17 protein-coding genes are annotated in these 18697 nt (G+C 67.7%); 6 read left to right on the top strand and 11 right to left on the bottom strand.

The window, feature by feature from the left end:
• Positions 1–11: 11 nt before the first annotated feature.
• On the top strand, positions 12–755 hold the full coding sequence (locus LXN01_RS05780; protein ID WP_236863653.1) for a YggS family pyridoxal phosphate-dependent enzyme: 744 nt from the start codon (positions 12–14) through the stop codon (positions 753–755).
• Positions 756–839: 84 nt separating this feature from the next.
• Here LXN01_RS05780 and LXN01_RS05785 read toward each other — a convergent pair whose 3' ends face one another.
• From LXN01_RS05785 to LXN01_RS05795, 3 genes are read right to left on the bottom strand one after another with little or no spacing between them, the layout of a single operon-like run.
• Positions 840–1661: an alpha/beta fold hydrolase gene (locus LXN01_RS05785; protein WP_236863655.1), complete on the bottom strand. Its 822-nt coding sequence runs from the start codon at positions 1659–1661 to the stop codon at positions 840–842.
• Positions 1658–2242 carry a TetR/AcrR family transcriptional regulator gene (locus LXN01_RS05790; RefSeq protein ID WP_236863656.1) on the bottom strand — a complete coding sequence of 195 codons (585 nt, stop codon included), beginning with the start codon at positions 2240–2242 and terminating at the stop codon, positions 1658–1660. The genes LXN01_RS05785 and LXN01_RS05790 overlap by 4 nt, the downstream gene beginning before the upstream one ends.
• Positions 2239–2838: a hypothetical protein gene (locus LXN01_RS05795; protein WP_236863657.1), complete on the bottom strand. Its 600-nt coding sequence runs from the start codon at positions 2836–2838 to the stop codon at positions 2239–2241. The genes LXN01_RS05790 and LXN01_RS05795 overlap by 4 nt, the downstream gene beginning before the upstream one ends.
• Before the next feature lie 239 nt (positions 2839–3077).
• Between LXN01_RS05795 and LXN01_RS05800 the strand changes: the two genes are divergently transcribed.
• The 4 genes from LXN01_RS05800 (at position 3078) to LXN01_RS05815 (ending at position 8165) form a co-directional block, all read left to right on the top strand.
• Positions 3078–3362 (top strand): hypothetical protein, encoded by a 285-nt coding sequence (locus LXN01_RS05800; RefSeq protein WP_236863659.1) that lies wholly within the window; start codon positions 3078–3080, stop codon positions 3360–3362.
• Positions 3363–3368: 6 nt separating this feature from the next.
• Complete coding sequence (locus LXN01_RS05805) at positions 3369–5318, top strand: DUF6571 family protein (RefSeq protein ID WP_236863660.1); 1950 nt, start codon at positions 3369–3371, stop codon at positions 5316–5318.
• Positions 5315–5845, top strand: a complete 531-nt coding sequence (locus LXN01_RS05810) for a hypothetical protein (RefSeq protein WP_236863661.1) — start codon at positions 5315–5317, stop codon at positions 5843–5845. The genes LXN01_RS05805 and LXN01_RS05810 overlap by 4 nt, the downstream gene beginning before the upstream one ends.
• Before the next feature lie 511 nt (positions 5846–6356).
• The gene (locus LXN01_RS05815) at positions 6357–8165 is read left to right on the top strand and encodes a DUF222 domain-containing protein (RefSeq protein ID WP_236863846.1); all 1809 of its coding nucleotides are present in this window, start codon (positions 6357–6359) and stop codon (positions 8163–8165) included.
• 143 nt (positions 8166–8308) lie between these two features.
• Here LXN01_RS05815 and LXN01_RS05820 read toward each other — a convergent pair whose 3' ends face one another.
• From LXN01_RS05820 to mmsB, 6 genes are all read right to left on the bottom strand, one after another.
• Positions 8309–8725 (bottom strand): cytidine deaminase, encoded by a 417-nt coding sequence (locus LXN01_RS05820; RefSeq protein ID WP_236863663.1) that lies wholly within the window; start codon positions 8723–8725, stop codon positions 8309–8311.
• Between the two features lie 115 nt (positions 8726–8840).
• Complete coding sequence (locus LXN01_RS05825; protein ID WP_236863664.1) at positions 8841–10124, bottom strand: ABC transporter permease; 1284 nt, start codon at positions 10122–10124, stop codon at positions 8841–8843.
• Entirely contained in the window at positions 10121–11569 is a 1449-nt protein-coding gene (locus tag LXN01_RS05830) for an ABC transporter permease (RefSeq protein WP_425547655.1), read from the bottom strand. The genes LXN01_RS05825 and LXN01_RS05830 overlap by 4 nt, the downstream gene beginning before the upstream one ends.
• A complete protein-coding gene (locus tag LXN01_RS05835; RefSeq protein ID WP_236863666.1) occupies positions 11566–13140 on the bottom strand; it encodes an ABC transporter ATP-binding protein in 1575 nt (524 codons plus the stop codon). The genes LXN01_RS05830 and LXN01_RS05835 overlap by 4 nt, the downstream gene beginning before the upstream one ends.
• 15 nt (positions 13141–13155) lie before the next feature.
• The gene (locus tag LXN01_RS05840; protein ID WP_236863668.1) at positions 13156–14247 is read right to left on the bottom strand and encodes a BMP family lipoprotein; all 1092 of its coding nucleotides are present in this window, start codon (positions 14245–14247) and stop codon (positions 13156–13158) included.
• Positions 14248–14424: 177 nt separating this feature from the next.
• Positions 14425–15333 (bottom strand): 3-hydroxyisobutyrate dehydrogenase, encoded by a 909-nt coding sequence (gene mmsB / locus LXN01_RS05845; protein WP_236863671.1) that lies wholly within the window; start codon positions 15331–15333, stop codon positions 14425–14427.
• An 87-nt stretch (positions 15334–15420) separates the two neighbouring features.
• Here mmsB and LXN01_RS05850 point away from each other — a divergent pair, with 87 nt between their 5' ends.
• On the top strand, positions 15421–16380 hold the full coding sequence (locus LXN01_RS05850) for a LysR family transcriptional regulator (protein WP_236863679.1): 960 nt from the start codon (positions 15421–15423) through the stop codon (positions 16378–16380).
• A 65-nt stretch (positions 16381–16445) separates the two neighbouring features.
• Here the strand turns inward: LXN01_RS05850 and LXN01_RS05855 are convergent, their stop codons facing one another.
• Together LXN01_RS05855 and LXN01_RS05860 are read right to left on the bottom strand one after the other, a co-directional pair.
• Complete coding sequence (locus LXN01_RS05855) at positions 16446–17231, bottom strand: 3-hydroxybutyrate dehydrogenase (protein ID WP_236863680.1); 786 nt, start codon at positions 17229–17231, stop codon at positions 16446–16448.
• On the bottom strand, positions 17224–18585 hold the full coding sequence (locus LXN01_RS05860; protein ID WP_236863681.1) for an MFS transporter: 1362 nt from the start codon (positions 18583–18585) through the stop codon (positions 17224–17226). The genes LXN01_RS05855 and LXN01_RS05860 overlap by 8 nt, the downstream gene beginning before the upstream one ends.
• Positions 18586–18697: the final 112 nt, after the last annotated feature.

Here is an 18697-nt window from a genome sequence, read left to right on the forward strand (position 1 = left end):
ACGATTGGTCCATGTCCGAGTCTCTCCATCCCGAATCCACGATCACCCCCGAGGACGCGCAGGCGATCCGCGACCGATTGGACGAGGTCGCCTCGCGCGCCGCCGCAGCTGCCGAGAAGTCCGGACGTCCGGCTGACTCCGTCTCCATCCTGCTGGCGACGAAGATGCAGCCGGTGGAGAAGATCCGGGTGGCGCTCGAGCACGGCTTCACGCTGGTCGGCGAGAACCGCGTCCAGGAGCTGACCGGGAAGGCCGAGGCGCTCGCCGACATCCCGCACGAGACGCACCTCATCGGGCCGCTGCAGAAGAACAAGGTCAATCACGCTCTCCGCGTGGCCTCGTGCATCCAGTCGATCGACAACATTCCGCTCGCCGAGAAGATTCAGCGGCGCCTTGAGGCCGAGGACCAGACTGTCGAGTATTTCGTTCAGGTGAACACCTCTCGGGAGGACACGAAGTTCGGGATTGCTCCCGAGGAGGTTTGGGAGTTCGTCGGCGCCATGCGCGAATTCGATCGGATGAAGATGCGCGGGTTCATGACCATCGGCCTGCCGGGGAAGTCGGATGAGGAGATCCGACCCAGCTACCAGGATCTCGTCGCGGTCAAGGATCGCTGCCTGGAGCAGGGACTCATCGACGAGTCGATGTGCGAGCTGTCGATGGGGATGAGCAGCGACTATGAGCTGGCGATCGAGGAGGGTGCGACGATGGTGCGCATCGGCTCCAGCGTCTTCGGCGCCCGCCCGACCGAGTAGCCGCCGAGGCCGGCAAGCTGGGGCGACGGCGCTGCCCGGCCCCTGTCTCCTGGTTCTCTCCAACGGCTGACAGGTGGCCGCCCGTCACGCAAGAGACTCCAGGAATTCGAGCAGCATCTGGTTGAACGCCTCGGGTCGCTCCATGGGCGGGTAGTGCGCAGCCTCGGCGATCAGCACTTCCCGGCCGTCGGGCACGGAGGCCGCCAGCCGGCGGCCCATCATCAGATGGTCGGAGACATCGAGCTCCCCGAGCACGGCAAGCACGGGCACGGCGATCTCTGCGAGGCGGTCCCAGGAATCGGGCACGTGCTCCGGCTGCACCGCCTCGGGCCGAATGTGGCTGATCAGGGTCTCCCGCGCCATCTCGCCAAGCCGCCGGACGACGTCGGGGTCGACCTCGTCGAGCTCCCGGTGCGGGCCGGCGGCGAACCTGAGGAATGCGTCGATCCACGCGTCCATGTCCCCGAGGCCGGCCGCCTCCTGCTGCGCAGCCAGCACGTCCAAAGCGAAGGGATCGGTGAAAGCCGGCTCGTTCGTCCCGCTGCCGACGGTGACAACGGCCCGGACCGCCTCGGGATGTTCGAGGGCGGTGTCCACTGCGGCTCCACCGCCCATCGACAGGCCGATGAGAACTGCCGGACCGGCGCCGAGGGCTTGCACGAGGGCTGCGACGTCGTCGCACTGCCGGAACGGCACCGTCGGCAAGGACGATTGCCCGTGGCCGCGTGCGTCAGCTGCCGCGACCCGGTAGCCCGCTGCGGCGAGCGGGCGGATCTGCGCGGACCACATCCGTCGATCGAGCGCGCCGCCATGGAGCAGCACGAGGGGCGGGCCGTCTCCAGTCTCCTCGACGAAGAGATGCCCGCCGGGCACGGGAAGGAGGTATTCGGTGGTCGGGGTGCTCATTGAGTACGTCGGCCTCCTGTCTGCCCTTGGTGGCCGACTATCTCGTCGACTCTTCTGTGCGCGATCTCGCGTGCCGCGCCCGGCTCCTGGCGCTCGGCCACGACGCTCAGTGCGAGGCCGTCCAGCAGGGCGAGGAGTTCCCGGGATGCCCTCTCGACGGTGCCCGCATTGCCGCCAGCGGCTGCGATCAGCAGCCTCAGCTGCACCCGGATCCGGGACCAGAGCCGAGCGTATTCGCTTCCCGTCGGGCCGTCGACGGCGGCGCGAGCGGCGAAGGCCAGCCACACCCGCGCGACCCTGTCCGAGGGGCTCCCCGGCACAAGCAGATCGACGAGCGCGTGGAGCCGCTCGACCGGTTCTGCGATGTCCTCCAGATCCGAGCCACGGGTACTCGCCAGGTCAGTGATGGCCGACATCGCGGCCCCCAGCATCGCCTCTCTCGTTGGGAAGTGGTGCTGCACGGCACCCGCCGACACGCCCGCGTCAGCCGCAACGCCGCGCACGCTCAGTCCTTCGAAGCCCTGTGCGGCGATGATCTCGATCATGGCGCGCACGATCGAATCCCGCGTGCCGGCGCTCATCGTCTCGGTCCTCCCTGCGTTCCGCGATAGACCTGCCAGATTGTGGCACCTGCACTGCGGGCGAGCACTGCGGGCTCCGGGAGTGCGTCATTCCCTTCGCGGTGGGCCACCGCCGCGCAGCAGAGCACGAGGAACCCGAGCCCGAGCGTCCCGTTCTCGAGGATCTCCAGCAGGACCGTCGCGATCGCGGTGAGCCTTTCGTGATCGGCACCCAGATCCACGTGCACGAAATGGAGTCCGACTCCCGCGACCACCAGCAGAGCGCCGGGGATCAGCCACCAGAGCGGTGCCGCTCCCCGGCGGTCGACGAGCGCCGCGACCACCAAGAGCAGACCTGCGGTGAACAGCAGGGCGAAGCGCAGAAGCGCCCAGCCGTCCATGAGTTCGAGAACGCCGGCGGTGCCGTCGCCGGCCAGGAAAGCGGCGACAATGCTGAGGCGCTGGCCGGAGAGGCCGATTCCCGAGGAGAGCAGACCGAGCACGCACGCAGCCATGCCCCACCCGAACGCCGCACCGGATCGCCCGCGGTAGCGGAACAGCAGCACACCGCCGACGACCGGGGCAACGAGCCCGATCAGTTCCAGCAAACGAAGCATTGGCACTCCTCCACAGATACGAGTGTATGGAAAAAGAATACAAGCGTATTCTCCAGAAGTCCAGGGATCTGTCCAGCGGGAGCGGAGCGGCGTCGACGTCGCAGCGGCGGCGGAAGAGTCCGTGTGCCGCTGGCGTTGCCAAGTGTTCACTCCGGGGGAATTGAGTGCACTGATCGCCCTCGGATAGCGTGACTGGGTCGACGCTGCTCCGACAGCTTTCCCCGACCAGGAGACTCGAGATGGCGCTTGTGCCGAATCAGTACCATCAGGCGCTGGAGGATGCCGCCCGCGAGCTGGAGAAGTACCATCCTTGGGCGCTGGGTGATGTCGAGAGAATTCTTGCCAAGTTTGACGAGGGAGTCTGGCTCGGCGGTGAGTCAGACCAATTCCGATCCGAAAGCCATGGCCGGAAGTCGGAGCTCACCGCCGGGGTCGACGAACGCATCGACCGGGTGAGTGAGCGTGCCGGCCTGGAGCCGCACGAGGTGGAGGAGACCGATCCCAGAGCGAACTGGGGGAGGTGATCGGACGTGGCGATGGCGAGCATCTACATCCCGGGCTTCGCAGAGATGATCAACCTGATCGAGAACGCCGGGATCGGAATCTACGAGACCTTCGGAAACCTCAACGACGAGCTCGTGGAACTCGACGTCGATGTCCCAGCCACCAGCGACTATGTGGCGGTCGTCGAGCGGCTGGAAGATCAGCTTCCGGGACTCAAGCGGCGCCTCGCGCTCGCGGAGGCGATCGAGGCCCAGGTTCCCGGAATGTTCACCGTCGAGATCGACGAGTCACTCGTCTCCCAGAAGACTCCGGAGGAGGCTGCGGAGGACGCGCAGCGCGCTGCCGATCTGATGAACCAGGTCGCCGGGTCGGAGGAATTCAGTCCAGACAACGAGGAGCTCACCCAGCTGCTGGCGGAGAACGCGAACGATCCGTACTTCGCCCACGCGCTCGCGGAGGCAGTCAGCCCGGAGGAACTGTCCCACTACATCCTCGCGTGGTCCGGTGACTACTACTACGAGGGCTTTCCCGAGGAGATGGGCCGGAACTACGAGGCACAGCTGACGGCGCTCGGGCAGGCGTTCGGGCTGGCCACCAGAGGCACGGGCGATCTCAGGCTGCCCAGTGCCTTCACGGATGAGTGGATGTCGGCGCTCGATCCCGAGTCGAGCGAGCTTGCCGCGCCGGTTCCGGCCGCCCTGGCGCTGGTCATGTCGCGAGGCGACTTCGACACCGACTTCCTGACCCGGTCCTATGACACCGTGATGGCGATCGAGGTCAAGCGCGGCGACGACGCCTTCAACGCTCAGGCACCCGTCTTCGCACCCGGCGAAGCACAGGGATTCGCCTTCACCGATCCGCTGGCCGGGATCACCGCAGCGCTTGCGCTCAACCCCGAGGCCGCCCAGACGGTCTTCGACCCCAGCCGGACCGCAAGCGTGGAGATCGACGGTGAGACCATCGAGCTCGGTGATCACCTCCGTTACGCATTCTCCCGCGGCTGGGACGAACAGACGTCAGGAGCACTGGCCGCCGCACTTCAGGCCGCTGCGACGCCGTACGAGGGCGGTTCGACGGTCTCGCTCGACATCGCGGAAGAGATCTCCTCCCTGCAGGAGGAGGCCGAGCAGCGGGAGAGCGCGGGCTTCTGGTCCGGGCTCGGGCATTTCCTGCTCGATCTCGTCGGCCTGGTGCCCGGCCTTGGCGAGTGGGCAGATGGGATCAACGCCGGCTGGTACACGGCCGAGGGCAACTACGTCGACGCCGGCCTGTCCGCAGCGGGTGCCGTTCCCATCGCCGGATGGTTCGCCGTCGGCGGCAAATGGGTCAGGAAGATCGGCAACCTGACCGACCTCAAGAAGGACTTCACTGCTGAGGAGATCGCCGAGATCGAACGCGCGCTGCGCAACGCCGACAATGCCGACTTCGACGGAGTTCCCGGGAGAATCATCGACTACCGGGGCGACAGCCTCTTCTTCCGACAGGGGCAGGTCGAGCACTTCCACTTCTTCCGCGGCAACGTCCAGCACACTCAACGTCAGTCGGAGATCCTGGCTCAGGGCGGCTACACGGAGGTACGCGTGCCGCGGTACGAGCTCGGGCCCGACGGGATGCCCATCCGCGACGCGAGCGGAAACCCGGTCCTCGCCCGAGGTGAGAACGGACAGATCGTCTACAACCGAGTGGACGGGTACTTCCCTGGTTCCGAGATCATTGAGCTCAAACCCAGTCTGCAGCTGGCCAACGCATCCGAAGCCAGGCAGGCGCTCCGGCAGCTGGCCGGGAAGTACGGCCCCGGGACGGAGATCCCTGACATTCCGTCGACGCGGGAGGCCGGCCTCGCCGGTGGGCAGCTCGACGGTGATCTCGTGCTTGAGGTTCCGGTGCAGAATGGGCCTGTGCCGCAATCGGTCCTCGATGAGGCCGACCGCCTCAACGTCACGATCCGAGACGCAGAAGGGAATGTGCTGAATTGACCTCGCCTGACATCGTCTACACCCGCGGGTGGAGCCTGCTCCGAAAGAAGTACGCGGAACTGTACTCGGAGGATCACGCGCGTCAGCTGCATGAGGCGAACCAGCCGTACACCGCTGTCCTGCTCTTCAACGGGATCGAACGGTGCGTCGTGAAGCTCAACCTCGGCTTCGATCACGTGTCGGTCTACCACCTGGATGAGGAGAGGAACCCGGAATCGACGTTCGGGTACCGGCTTGTCCTCCCGCAGCGGGAGGAGCTGTGGCTGTACAGCATGATCTTCTTCGACGTCCCCTACCCCGAGTCCACCAGCACCAGCAAGTTCGAATTCAACCGGAACCGCCCCGAGTCCGTCGGGACCTGGCTACTCAGGGCGAGCATCGACAAGGGCCCGATCCAGGACATTGAAGGAAACGCCCCGGAAGCGTGGGACGACGAACCGATTCCGGTGCCAAGGTTCGGCGACTACAACCTGCTGTGCCGACCCGGTGACTTCCGGCCGCTCGACTTCACGATCAGCCGCAGCTGAGCAGCCGAGAACAATTCTCGACGAACGAGAGCGACCAGCGGGTCATGTGCACGAGGACCCTGTGCACGAGCACGGACTCGCGACATTCCGCTACAAAATCCGCCTGACGGCACTCGAGGCGGTAGCCGCAGAATTTCGACAGGTCGGCGCACGACGCCACGGTTAGCCGAACGCCGAGCAGACCTCCCCGGCGGGCTCGGGGACCGAGGCGGGTATGCACGTTGCTTGGTTCGGGGATGCCGACAGCTGCTTTGGCCGGGTCTGCCGCCCGCCGCCTTGGATCCTCCATATGCGCCTCGTTCGATATTTGTTATCGAACAATGATCTTTCGATGCCGCTTTTACTCCTGTGTCGGTTGGTTCGTGTCCGTGGGTCCTTCTAGGGTGGGTGCAACAGGTCAGAGGGGAAATCCGGTTCCCGTCGGACCTGGAGGACCACACGGTCCGGCCCGCCAGTCGAGCTGACGGCGCCGGTGTTGACTGCGATGAGGCAGGAACAGGGGGTGAGACGGATGACAGGCACGGACGAACGCACCCGCCGCGAAGGGAGGCCGGAGAACGGGCCGGCGGTGACTGCGTTGCAGGCGTTCTTGCCGGGGCATGATGTGGTGGCGGTGCAGCGGCTGCGGTTCCTGGCCGAGGCGGTGATCGAGGAATGCTTCGCCCGCCACTTCGACGACCTCACCCCACCCAAAGACGAGGCGCTCTCCGATTGGGTGGCCGACCGGCTCGACGGCACCCACGTCACCGTGATCGCAGCCGTCCTCGACACCACGATCGTCAAAGCCTACGGACACGCCCGCATCTCCACCGTCGCCTGCTACGGCCTGCCGAAACTCTTCGCCGCGGCGCTGAAGGGCGAGATCACGTATGTCCGGTTGGAGTACGCGGCCCGGCGGGCACTCGATCTGACCGCCAAGCAGCTCACGGAGCTCGACGACGTCCTGGTGAAGCTGCGGGCGGGGATGCAGTGGCAGGGATTCTGCCGCAAGGTCAACGACACCATCCGCCTCCTCGACCCACCCGTCGCCCGGGAAGCCGAAACCCACAAGCGGCGGCGAGTGGAGATGTGGGCCACCGACGACTGCGAGGGCCGACTCCTGCTCACCGGGCCCCTGCTGCCGCTCAAGGCGCTGCACGCCCGGCTGGAGGCCACCGCCCGCGCCATCCGAACACACCAGACGTCGACCTTCGGAGAGCAACTGGAACCGGGCGATGAGATCGTCGACGACCGGACCATGGATCAACTGATGTTCGACATGCTCACCACCATGACCCCGACCACGAAAATCACCGTCGAACGCGGCAGCGGAACTGCCACGGGAACGGAGATGGTGGAGGTGGCCTGTCCCAGCAGCGGCGAATGGCTCCGCAAACAAGCAGGCGTCGTCGTCACCGTCCCCGCTCTCACCCTGACCCGGCACGCGGACCTGCCGGGCCTGTTCGCCGATGGATCACCGATCCCCGCGGAGATGGCCCGGGGGTTCGCATCCCATACCAACGTCATGTACCGGGTGCTCACCGATCCGGCCGGCGGGCGGATCGTCGACGAGGTCGCCCGCTCCTACAGCATCCCGAAAGCGTTGCGGATGACGCTGGTGCAGAAGCGGCCCTGGTGCACCGCACCCGGCTGCACCCGACGGGCAGCCACCTGCGAACAGGACCACGCCATCCCCTACAACCACCGGAACCCGAAAGCCGGTGGTCGGACGGATCTGCACAATCTCCATCCGCTGTGCAAACGGCATCACCAGCTCAAGACGCGCGGGAAGCTGCGGCTGGAGCACGGACCCGACGGGATCATCCGCTGGCTCCTGCCGTACGGCATCATCCACGACGACCACCCACCGGATCGGCCCATCGATCAGGCGCACGCGGACCACTTCACCACCCGCCCAGCCGCCGGAGAATCACCGGATGGCCGACCACCGGACGGCGGACCAGCGGGTGGCACCGGGCCGAAAGGTCCTGCCGAACCTCCCGACGCCGGCAAACCTCCCGATGACGGTGCGTCTGCTGATCATGGTGGGCCTCGAGGAAGTCGACAACCGCCAGGCGAAAGCGAGCCTCCAGACCGCACCGCGCCTCCAGAAATTCGACGTTCGCCAGCCGCTGGGGTACCTCCGGGCAGCGCTGACCGTCCAGGAAGTCGAATGCTTCCAGATCCTGGCCCGCCTACCGACGAAACGAAACCAGCGAATCAGCAGCCGGAACCGAACCACGAGGACTCGCCGGCCATCGAGCTGCCCTTCGAGGAACTCGGACCCCTCGGCACGTGCGACCGGCGACTCCGGCCCAACCACGATCCACCGCCGTTCTAGGCAGCGCGATCCCTGGCGCTATCAGCGCTGGCACCTGGCAGCGCTGGCACCTGGCAGCGCCAGCCCTGCGTCTCTCCGCCGCCCAACCCGCCCGTCTCAGCGGAGCCGTCCGCCTCCTGCGCCGATGTGCCAGCGGCGAGTGCTCAGATCGCAGCGGGCGGGTGCCGCAAGTGGTCGGGGCCGAACGCCTCGGGAAGCACCTCCGACAGCGGTTTGAACCCGGAGGGCATGTCGAGGACCAGGTCGTTGCCTCCGAACTCGAACAGCAGCTGGCGGCACCGTCCGCAGGGAACCAATGCAGACCCGGCTCGATCCACGCATGCGAACGCGACCAGCCGACCGCCGCCGCTGCGCGCGAGGTCAGAGACGAGGCCGCACTCTGCGCACAGTCCCACCCCGTACGACGCGTTCTCCACGTTCGAGCCAGTCACGATCCGTCCGTCATCCGTGAGCGCAGCGGCGCCGACCGGATAGTTCGAGTAGGGGGCGTAGGCCTTCTCCATGGCCTCCCTGGCTGCTGCGCGCAGCGTCGCCCACACCTCGGTGTCGAACTCCCTCATTGCCCTCCTCGTCGTCCTAGTGGCTGTTGACTGCCGCCTGCTGGTGCGTGCTCGCCGGCTGATCGTGCATGTTCACCGGCTGCTGGTGCGCCTGGTGCCACCTCCGCCCCTCGGCTCACTGCTTCGTGTAGGGCACGCCCTCAGCTGCGGGTGCGCGGACCCGGCCGACGAAACCGGCCACGGCGAAGATCGTGACGATGTACGGGAGCATGAGCAGCAGGTCGCCGGGGATTGGCCCGCCGATCGCGGAGAGCGAGTTGCTGAAAGACCGGGTGAACCCGAACAGCAGGGCCGCGAACAGCGCGCCGAGCGGATTCCACTTCCCCAGGATCATAGCCGCCAGCGCGATGTACCCCTGCCCCGCCGACATCTCCTTGCCGAAGGCCAATCCCGATCCGACCGTGAGATAGGCGCCGCCGAGCCCGGCGATCGCCCCGGCGATCAGGGTGTTGACCACACGGTTGAAGTTGACGTGGATGCCGACTGTGTCGGCCGCCTTCGGGTGCTCGCCGATCGCACGCATCCGCAGACCCCATTTGGACTTGAAGACCAGGACCTGCAGCGCGATGACGACCAGGTACATCAGGTAGACGAGGATGTTCTGATTGAACAGCACCGGCCCGATCACGGGGATGTCGCTGAGCAGGGGAACCGGCAGATTGGGAAGCTGCTGTCGCGCGTTCCACACCTGCGGATTCTGCGTCAGCACAGTCGAGAACAGGAAGCTCGTCAGACCCACGACCAGCACGTTGAGCACCACGCCGATGATGATCTGGTCGACCCAGTACCGGACCGCGAAGAGCGTCAGGACACTCGCGACCAGCGCTCCGGCGATGGGTGCGGCGACCAGTCCTGCGTAGGGGTTGGTCAGCGCCGAGGCGACGACCGCCGCCAGGAATGCGCCCGCCAGCAGCTGCCCTTCGATGGCGATGTTGATGATGCCGGACCGCTCGCCCACGACGCCGCACATCGCCCCGAAGATCAGCGGCACCGACAGTGCGAGGGCTCCGGCGAGCAGCGTGGTGACGGTGACGAGTCCGTGGCCCCCGCCGGCCCAGCACAGCACCGACGCCAGGAACAGGACGCCGAAGGTCAGCGGCAGCCACACGCCGGTCCTGATCCGCCGCGCAGTCGTCCAGCACGACAGCGCGGCGAGCAGGACGAGGATGACCCCGAGCACCAGAGTGGTCGGCCGAGTGGGGACGGTCAGATCCGGAATCTGGAAGAGATCCCCGCCGCGCGCGAACCGGAACGTCGTCGCGACATCGGCGGGCGCGCCGAAGCCGAAGCCGATGAGTGCCAGCAGAGCCAGCACGGCATAGGCGATGGGGTACTTCCACGAGATCGGCACCCGGACGGCGGGGTGGGCGTGCGTGGTCTGATCGGCCGCGGTGCTCATCGCTCCCCCTTCGTGCCGGTTGAGTCTTCATCGGCCTGGCCCGTTCCCTCAGAATCTGTGCCTGACGCACCTGTGCTGACCGGCCCTCGTCCGGCTGCGGTGCCCTCCGCGCCCGAGGCGCCGGCGCGGGTGCCGACACCCGTGTCACCCTCCGCCCCACCCCGGTCCTGGCCGGGGACCAGCCGGCGAGCCTTGATCAGCGGCCAGAAGATGGTCCGCACCAGCGGCGGTGCGGCGATCAGCAGCACGATGATGGACTGCACGACGAGGACGATGTCGATCGGGGTGCCGGTCTGAGACTGCATGAGGTAGCCGCCGGCCTTGAACGCACCGAACAGCAGGCCCGCGAAGAACACTCCCAGCGGCCGTGATCTGCCCAGCAGCGCCACGGTGATCGCGTCGAAACCGATCGAGCCCGCGATGCCGCCGCTGAGCTTGTGCTCGGTGCCCAGCACGGTCGTCGCCCCGCCCAGCCCGGACAGCGTTCCGGCGATCACCATCGCGAGGATCGTCGCGCGGGAGACGGAGACGCCGGCGGTGCGCGCAGCACGCGCGTTCTCGCCCACGGCGCGCAGCTCGAAGCCGACCGTCGAGCGCTCGAGGAGCCACCACACCACGATCGTCGCCAGGATCGCGACGAGGAAGCCTGCGTGCAGCCGGAACGGGGGCGGCAGGAGCAGGGGCAGCTGGGCGGTCTCGTAGATCGTGCGGCTGGCGGGATTGGTCGATCCGGTCTGCGTGAACCAGCTCTGCTTGAGCAGGTACAGCAGCAGATAACCGGCGATCGAGTTCAACATGATCGTGACGATCACCTCGTTGGCACCCGTGCGCGCCTTGAGGACACCGGCGATGCCCGCCCAGATCGCACCGCCGACCGCGCCCATGAGCAGCGCGAACAGGAAGTGCACGATCGGCGGGAGGCCGATCGCGTAGCCGAAGAACCCGGCGAACATCGCGCCGAGGATCACCTGTCCCTGGCCGCCGATGTTGAACAGGCCGGAGCGGAAGCCCAGCGCGATTCCCAGGCCGGTGAGGATCAGCGGAGTCGCGCTCACCAGGGACTCCGTCAGCGGCCGGATCATCCGGACGAACGTGTCCGCCTGCCAGTCGAAGATCGCACCGCGGAACAGCGCCGAATACGCCTCCGACACCGTCTGCCAGGCGACCCCGAAGAAATCGCTGGGTCGGGCGAAGAAGTAGCCGAGCGTGGCCTGGACCTGCGGATCGGCGGCCGCGATCAGGACGCCGCCGGCGAGCAGTGCCAGCAGGATCGATCCGATCGGCACCCACACGGTACCGGAGAAGATCTGCTCGAGGACGGTGGCGCCTCGGCCGGGGCCTGCGGGACGGGGCAGCTGCCCGGCGGCAGGTCTGGCTTCGACCGCCTGATCCTGGGCGGGAGCAGGGCCGGAAGCAGAGCCGGGACCCGCGGGCTGCGCGTTCACGGGAGGTCCTCCTCGGCGGCTTCGGAGATCATGGTTGCGGCGCTGCCGTCGGCGACCCGGGCGAGCGCCTCGGATTCGGGGACGCCGGCCATCATCAGGCCGACCGCATCGCGCGGGGTCCCGGCCGGCACGATGCCGACGATCCGGCCCTTGTACATCACCGCGATCCGGTCGGCGAGGTTGAGCACCTCGTCGAGCTCGGTCGACACGATGATGCAGGGCACTCCCCGGCCGCGCTCGGCGATCACCCGCTTGTGGACGAACTCCACGGAGCCCACGTCGAGCCCGCGGGTGGGCTGGGAGGCGATGAACAGGCGCAGCGGCCGACCCAGTTCGCGGCTGAGCACGACCTTCTGCTGGTTGCCGCCCGACAGCGTCGAGATCGGATCGTCGATCGAGGTCAGCCGGATGTCGAACTCCTCGACCTTCGCCTCGGCCGCGTCGCGGATGACCGTGGGCCTGAGCGCCAGGCCCGAGGCGTACGGCGGCCGATCGTACTGGTCGAGGATCATGTTCTCCCGGATGGAGAACGAGGCGACGAGGCCGTCCTCGGTGCGGTCCTCGGGGACGAAGCCGATCCCGGCGTCGAGGCGCTGCTTGACGGTGCGACCGGTGAGCTCGGCCCCCTCGAGCACGATGGAGCCGGCGAGCGGCTCCACCAGCCCGATGATCGCCTGGGCGAGCTCCGTCTGACCGTTGCCCTGCACCCCTGCGATGCACAGGATCTCGCCGGCGCGCACGCCGAAGGAGATGTCGTCGACGACCGTGGAGCCCGCCTTGTCGACGACGGTGAGGTTCTGCACCGCAAAGGTCTCCGGCCCCGGTTCGGCATGACCCTTGTCGGTGCTCAGCCGCACCTCGCGCCCGACCATGAGACCGGCGAGCTCGGATTCGGTGGATTCGGGCGAGGCCTGGCCGACCACCCGGCCGCGCCGGATCACGGTGATCTCGTCGGCGACGGCACGCACTTCGCGCAGCTTGTGCGTGATGAAGACGATCGAGGTCCCCCGCGCCTTGAGCTGCTTCATGATCGCGATGAGCTCGTCGGTCTCCTGCGGCGTGAGCACGGCGGTCGGCTCGTCGAGGATGAGCACCTCGGCATCGCGGGAGAGCGCCTTGATGATCTCGACGCGCTGCTGCACGCCGACGGGCAGGTCCTCGATGACGGCGTCCGGATCGATGTGGAAGCCGAACCGCTCGGAGATCTCCCGCACCCGGGCGCGCGCGGCGTCGAGGTCGAGGATCCCCAGCGCCTTCGTGGGCTCGTAGCCCAGGGCGACGGATTCCGCGACGGTGAACACCGGCACCAGCATGAAGTGTTGATGCACCATGCCGATGCCGGCGGCCACGGCGTCACCGGGACCGTCGAAGGACACCGGCGCGTCGTCGATGAGGATCTGACCGCCGTCCGGGGCGTAGAGCCCGTAGAGGACGTTCATCAGGGTCGACTTGCCAGCACCGTTCTCCCCCAGGAGGGCGTGGATCTCCCCCGGCCGCACCACGACGCTGATGTCGTCGTTCGCCACGAGGGAGCCGAACCTCTTGGTGATTCCTCTGAGCTCGAGCTTCACGCTGGTCGTTCGGGATCAGGGAGCGTTCGGGGTGTCGACGGTGATCTCGCCGCTGATGATCTGCTCGCGCAGCGTGTCGATCTCGGTCTTGAGCTCGTCCGGGACCTGGTCCTCGAAGTCGTGGTACGGAGCCAGTCCCACACCCTCGTTCTCGAGGGTGCCGACGTAGCTCTCGCTGCTGAACTGACCGGACTGCGCCTGCTCCAGCGTGTCGTAGACGGCGTTGGCGATCTGCTTCGTCACGGAGGTCAGGATGTACTCGCCGTACTCGGTGGACTCGTAGCCGTCGGAGTCGACCCAGATCAGCTTGACGTTGTCGGCCTCGGACACGGCGGCTGCCGCACCCAGGCCCACGGGACCGGCCACCGGCATGATGACATCAGCGCCCTGGGAGATGAACTGCTCGGTGAGCGTCTGGCCCTGGCCCTGGTTGTCGAAGTCGCCGGAGAAGGAGCCGTCCTGGGCCTCCTTGTCCCAGCCGAGCAGCTCGACCTCCTCGCCCTTGTCCTCGTTGTACTTGTCCACGCCGTCGGAGAAGCCGTCCATGAAGATCGACACGGATGGGATCTGCATGCCGCCGAAGGTCGCGACGGTGCCGGATTCCGACATGCCGGCCGCCAGGTACCCGGCGAGATACGCCGCCTCGGCCGTGTTGAACACGATCGGCTTGGCGTTCTCGATCTCGACCGGGTTGCCGTCGGCGTCGGTGAACATCGAGTCGACCACCGCGAAGTTCGCGTCGGGGTTGTTCTCCGCCGCGGTCTGCAGCGCGTCCTCCAGCAGGAAGCCCGCGCCGATCGTGAGGTTGCAGCCCTGCTGCACCATGCTGTCGACGTTCGGCGCGAAGTCGGCATCGCTCTGCGACTGGGCCTCGGCGTGCTCGATGCCGAGCTCGTCGACGGCCCGCTGCAACCCCTCATAGGTGGACTGGTTGAACGACTGGTCGTCCCAGCCGCCGGCGTCGGAGACGATGCAGCCCTTGAATTCGGCGGCGGCCTCGGTCGCGTCGCCGCCCGAGGACTCCTCCGGAGCCTCACCGCAGGCGGACAGGGTCAGGACGGCGGCAGCGGCGATCGCGGTGATCGGGGCCAGATACGAACGCTTCACGAGATTCACTCCTGATTCGGCGGCGAGCAGTCGGAACCGGAACCCGGCCCTGAGGCATTTCTGCTGATAGTCGTCTCAGCATAGACCGGGAAATCCCTCAGAGAATATCGCCACGCTAACGATTACTCGCGAGTTGGGGCTACCAGTTGGACTCACCAGCTGGGCCGCGGTCCCCGGTCACTCCTGCGGCACGCCGGGGGCCTCCGGGTCGATGTTGCGGATGATCAGGGAGCAGTCCTTGTCGGCGTACCCGTCGTCGACGAGCTTCTGCAGCGAGGAGTAGGCGACCTGCGCCGCGGGCAGCTCCACCCCGACCGACTCGGCACCGGCCAGGGCCAGGCCGACGTCCTTGTGGGCGAGCATCGCGGAGAAGGTCGCGTCGAAGCCCTTGTTGGCCGCCGCGGTCTCGACCACGCCGGGCACCGGGTACCAGGTGCGCAGCGGCCAGGAGTCGCCCGATGACACGTGCGCGATGTCCCAGAAGGTCTGCGCGTCCAGCCCCAGCTTGCGGGCCAGCACCGCGCCCTCGGCGGCGCCCTCCAGGCTGATCGCGAGCATCATGTTGTTGACGATCTTCGCCGCCTGCCCGAGTCCGCCGGCGCCAGCATAGAAGATGTTGCCCGCCATCGGGTCGATGTAGGCCTTCGCCCGCTCCGCGTCGGCCTCGGATCCGCCGAGCATGAAAGTCAGCGTGCCCGCCGCGGCGCCGGAGATCCCGCCGGACACCGGCGCGTCCACGAAGGCGAAGCCGGACTTCTCGGCGGCTTCGTGGAGGGCCTGGGCCGACTCGACGTCGATCGTCGAGGAATCGACCAGCAGCGCCTCGGTCGAGGCGGTCTCGAACACGCCGCCGGCGTCGAGGTACACGCTCCGGGCGTGCTCGCCCTTGGGCAGCATGGTGAAGACGGCTTCGGCACCGTCGACCGCCTCGGCGATGGATCCGCACGCGGTCACTCCGCCCGCCTCCGCCTCGGCGACGGCCTGCGAGTTGAGGTCGTAGCCGCGCACCGTGTGCCCGGCCGCCACCAGATTTTTCGTCATCGGCTTGCCCATGTTGCCCAGGCCGATCCACCCGATCGTCGCCATTGTGCCTCCTTGCACGTCGTTCGACTCAGTCTGCAGGACACAGCCTACGACGCGCGGGCCGCTGCCGCGAGCGCCTAGGATGCGGCCATGCCGAATGTCCCCACATCACCGACTGCCCCTGCGCCTGATGCGCCCGCCTCCGCCGCCGGGCAGGTGTCGCCGGAGGATCTGCTGACGCTGCTGGCCGTCGCCCGGCTGGGCAAGTACACGGCCGCGGCCCACAGCCTCGGCATCAACCACACGACCGTCTCGCGCCGGATCGCAGCTTTGGAGAACAGCATCGGGGATCGAGTGCTCCACAGCGCCTCCGAAGGGTGGGAGCTCACCGCCCGCGGTCGCGAGCTGCTGTCGGTCGCCGAGGACATCGAGGCAGCGCTGAGCCGGGTCTACCCCGCCCCGGCCGGGTCCGGCCGGCTCACCGGCATGGTGCGGGTCGCAGCTCCCGAGGGGTTCTGCCTGACGTGGGCCGCTCCAGCCCTCACCGAGCTGCAGAAGCGCCATCCCGGCCTGCAGGTCGAGCTCATCGCCTCGACTCAGCGGGCTCGGCAGTACCGCTCCGGGGTGGACATCGAGATCATGCCCGGCCGGCCCAACGTCTCCCGCTCCCTGGCCTACCGGCTCAACGACTACAGTCTGGGCCTGTTCGCCACCGCGGAATACCTGGCCCGGCACGGCACCCCGTCCTCCGAGGAGGAGCTGCCGCGACACCGCATCGTCTACTACATCGAGCACCTGCACGGCATCGACTCCCTCGACACCGCCGGCCGCCGACTGCCCGAGGCGCCGCAGGGCTTCCTGCGCTCGAACTCGATGCTCATCCATGTGCGCGCCGCCCGGGCCGGCGCCGGGATCGGTCTGATTCCCACCTACCTGGGCGAGACCCACCCGGAACTCGTCCGCGTGCTGCCGCAGCTGGATCACCGCATCACGTACTGGGCGAGCGTCCGCAAGGAAGCGCTGCGCAATCGCGGGGTCCGGGCCGCGCTCGAGGTGCTCCGCGAGTTCTGCTCGCTGCCTCCGGAGACGCCGGTCGCCCCGGGGCGGTGACCGGCAGGTGTCCCGCTACATGCCGACCAGCCGGCCCGGGGCGAACCAGCAGCCCGGCTGCCCCGCTATCCCGCCGACCAGCCGCCGTCGACGAGGTGGTCGGCACCGGTGATCACGCTCGCCGCGTCCGAGGCGAGGAACAGTGCCAGCTCGGCCACCTCCTCGGGCGTGGCCAGCCTGGGCACCGCCGAGTGGGCGAGGAACACCTCGTCCATCACCTCGTCCTCGCTGATGCCGCGCGTGCTCGCCTGGTCGGCGATCTGCTTCTCGATCAGCGGCGTCATCACGTAGCCGGGGTTGATCGCGTTGCAGGTGACGCCGTGCCGACCGCCCTCGAGCGCCGTCGTCTTCGTCAGTCCCATGAGCCCGTGCTTGGCGGCGACATAGGCGCTCTTGTACGGCGAGGCCCGCACCCCGTGGACCGAGCTCATGTTGATGATCCGTCCCCAGCCGCGCTCGTACATCGTCGGCAGCGCGGCCTTGGTCAGCAGGAACGGCGCCTCGAGCATCAGCCGCTGGATGAGCTGCCACTCCGCCAGCGGGAACTCCTCGATCGCGTGGATCCGCTGGATGCCGGCGTTGTTGACGAGGATGTCGACGTCGAGCTCGATCCCGTCGAGCTCCTCCGTCTGCGAGAAGTCCACCACCCAGGCCTCGCCGCCGACCGCCTCGGCTGCCTCCCGGGCCGCCTGCTCGTCGATATCGGCGACGGTGACGCGGGCGCCGGCTCCCGCCAGAGCCGAGGCGATCGCTCGCCCCAGCCCCGACGCGGCCCCGGTGACCAGCGCCTTCCGGCCGGCGATGCCGCTGTGCGCGGCGCCGGCGGCGGTCCGGTCCGCTGACTCAGACATCGGCGCTCCTCTCCCCTGCCCGGCGCTCCCGGTCGACCCGGTCGATCTCCGCGAGGTCGATGCCGCTCGTCTCCCGGGTGAACATCAGGGCGACGAATGAGATCGCGGCGGCGATGAGCAGGTAGATCGCGATCGGGACCCAGGTGCCGTAGTTGCTCAGCAGCGAGGTCGCGATGATCGGCGCCATCGAACCGGCCACGATCGACGTCACCTGATAGCCGAGCGAGACGCCCGAGTACCGCATCCGGGTCGGGAACATCTCGGCCATGATCGCCGGCTGGCCCGCGTACATCAGAGCGTGGAAGATCAGTCCGATCGCGATCGCGATGAAGATCACCAGATCGTCGCCGGTGTTGAACATCGGGAAGGCGAAGAAGCCCCACGAGGCGGTCAGCACGATGCCGATGCCGTAGGGAAGCTTCCGGCCCACGATGTCGGTCATCTTGCCGACCAGCGGCACGACGACTGCATGGATGGCGTGCGCGCCGAGCAGCAGACCGAGGATCTCCAGGCTGTCGATGCCCACCTGCACCGACAGGTACGTGATGGAGAACGTGACGACGAGGTAGTAGTGGATGTTCTCCACGAACCGCAGCCCCATGGCGGTGAAGACTCCGCGCGGGTAGCGCTTGAATACCTCGGCGACGCCGTACCCGGCTTCGCCCTCCACGACCTGCTCCTGCGCCTCCTGGAAGATCGGCGCGTCGGTGACCTTGGTGCGGATGTACCAGCCGATGAACACGATGACTGCCGACAGCCAGAACGCCACGCGCCAGCCCCAGGCCAGGAAGGCGTCATCGGACAGCACAGCCACCAGGCCGAACAGCACGCCGGTGGCCAGCAGGTTGCCCAGCGGGACCGCCGCCTGCGGCCAGGACGCCCAGAAGCCGCGCGCATTGCGCGGGGAGTGCTCGGCGACGAGCAGCACTGCGCCGCCCCATTCGCCGCCGACGGCGAAGCCCTGGACGAAGCGCAGGATGACCAGCAGCGTCGGGGCGAGGTAGCCGATCTGGCCGAAGGTCGGCAGACATCCCATCAGGAAGGTCGACACGCCGACGAGGATGATCGACAGCTGCAGGAGCTTCTTGCGGCCGTACTTGTCACCGAAGTGGCCGAAGACGATCCCGCCGAGGGGGCGGGCGATGAAGCCGACCGCGTAGGTCACGAAGGCGGCGATGATGGCGTTGAACGGGTTGTCCGACGGCGGGAACAGGATGAGGTTGAAGACCAGCGTGGCGGCTGCCGCGTAGAGGAAGAACTCGTACCATTCGACGATGGTGCCTGCCATGGAGGCGGCGACCACGCGCTGGAGCTTGGTCCTCTCCTCCGGCCGCAGCGTATCTGACGTGCTCATGATGCTCCTTCTGGCTCGTCCCCTGCGCACAGCGGTGTGGCAGGAGGTCCGGTCACATCTTCATGACCGGATACGATCCCCCATCCTGGCCACTCCCGCCGCGGCGATCAAG

The organism is Brevibacterium daeguense (assembly GCF_021729135.1).
GTDB lineage: Bacteria > Actinomycetota > Actinomycetes > Actinomycetales > Brevibacteriaceae > Brevibacterium > Brevibacterium daeguense.

Bases quoted from the DNA above. Each gene is read 5' to 3' on its own strand.
- LXN01_RS05780 (WP_236863653.1), top strand. From the start codon at position 12: ATGTCCGAGTCTCTCCATCCCGAATCCACGATCACCCCCGAGGACGCG.
- LXN01_RS05785 (WP_236863655.1), bottom strand. From the start codon at position 1,661: ATGAGCACCCCGACCACCGAATACCTCCTTCCCGTGCCCGGCGGGCAT.
- LXN01_RS05790 (WP_236863656.1), bottom strand. From the start codon at position 2,242: ATGAGCGCCGGCACGCGGGATTCGATCGTGCGCGCCATGATCGAGATC.
- LXN01_RS05795 (WP_236863657.1), bottom strand. From the start codon at position 2,838: ATGCTTCGTTTGCTGGAACTGATCGGGCTCGTTGCCCCGGTCGTCGGC.
- LXN01_RS05800 (WP_236863659.1), top strand. From the start codon at position 3,078: ATGGCGCTTGTGCCGAATCAGTACCATCAGGCGCTGGAGGATGCCGCC.
- LXN01_RS05815 (WP_236863846.1), top strand. From the start codon at position 6,357: ATGACAGGCACGGACGAACGCACCCGCCGCGAAGGGAGGCCGGAGAAC.
- LXN01_RS05820 (WP_236863663.1), bottom strand. From the start codon at position 8,725: ATGAGGGAGTTCGACACCGAGGTGTGGGCGACGCTGCGCGCAGCAGCC.
- LXN01_RS05825 (WP_236863664.1), bottom strand. From the start codon at position 10,124: ATGAGCACCGCGGCCGATCAGACCACGCACGCCCACCCCGCCGTCCGG.
- mmsB (WP_236863671.1), bottom strand. From the start codon at position 15,333: ATGGCGACGATCGGGTGGATCGGCCTGGGCAACATGGGCAAGCCGATG.
- LXN01_RS05850 (WP_236863679.1), top strand. From the start codon at position 15,421: ATGCCGAATGTCCCCACATCACCGACTGCCCCTGCGCCTGATGCGCCC.
- LXN01_RS05855 (WP_236863680.1), bottom strand. From the start codon at position 17,231: ATGTCTGAGTCAGCGGACCGGACCGCCGCCGGCGCCGCGCACAGCGGC.
- LXN01_RS05860 (WP_236863681.1), bottom strand. From the start codon at position 18,585: ATGAGCACGTCAGATACGCTGCGGCCGGAGGAGAGGACCAAGCTCCAG.